This is a genomic window from Aminobacter sp. P4_D5 (genome assembly GCF_056401815.1).
In genome coordinates this window covers 1-557 of the sequence record NZ_JBFUIP010001213.1, presented here as the reverse complement: position 1 = coordinate 557, position 557 = coordinate 1, and the positions used below count along the sequence as shown (strand labels likewise).

General features: G+C 70.9%; 1 protein-coding gene and 1 pseudogene. Both read left to right on the top strand.

What is annotated here, in order from left to right; translation table 11 throughout:
- On the top strand, nt 1–283 hold a 283-nt coding region (locus AC1DWF_RS37560), incomplete at its 5' end, for an inositol monophosphatase family protein (protein ID WP_476843495.1).
- 41 nt (nt 284–324) lie between these two features.
- Nucleotides 325–557: pseudogene (locus AC1DWF_RS37555) on the top strand (ABC transporter substrate-binding protein); the annotation flags it as partial.

Sequence of the window (557 nt, the reverse complement as noted above, 5' to 3'; positions counted from 1 at the left end):
CGCCGACGCCGCGCGCTTCGAAAAGGTTCGCCAAGCCGCCCGCCGCGTCACCTGGGGCGGAGATTGCTACAGCTACGGGCTGATCCCCCTCGGGCTCGTCGACGCCGTGGTCGAGACCACGCTGAAGCCCTGGGACTGGGCCGCGCTGGTCCCCGTCATCGAGGGCGCCGGCGGCCGCATGACCGACTGGCGCGGCCAACCGCTCACCCTGGAAAGCCGCGGTGACGTCATCGCGGTGGGCGATCCGGCCCTGCTGCCGGAGATCGTCGGGCTTCTCAGCTGACAATGGTTGTCCTGGGCACGGCCTGCCCCCACTGTCTGCGCATGAAACGCCGTGACCTCTTCGCCGCGGGCTTCGGCCTGGTTCCCTTCGCCGCCTCGGGCCAAAGCCAGGGAGTCATCCGCACCCACGCGCTGTCCCTCCTCGGCGAACCGGCCCTGCCGGCGGGTTTCACCCATTTCCCCTGGGCGAACCCCGACGCGCCGAAGGGCGGCGAGGTCGCCCTGACGGCGCTGGGCAGCTACGACAGCTTCAACCCCTTCATCCTGCGCGGCAC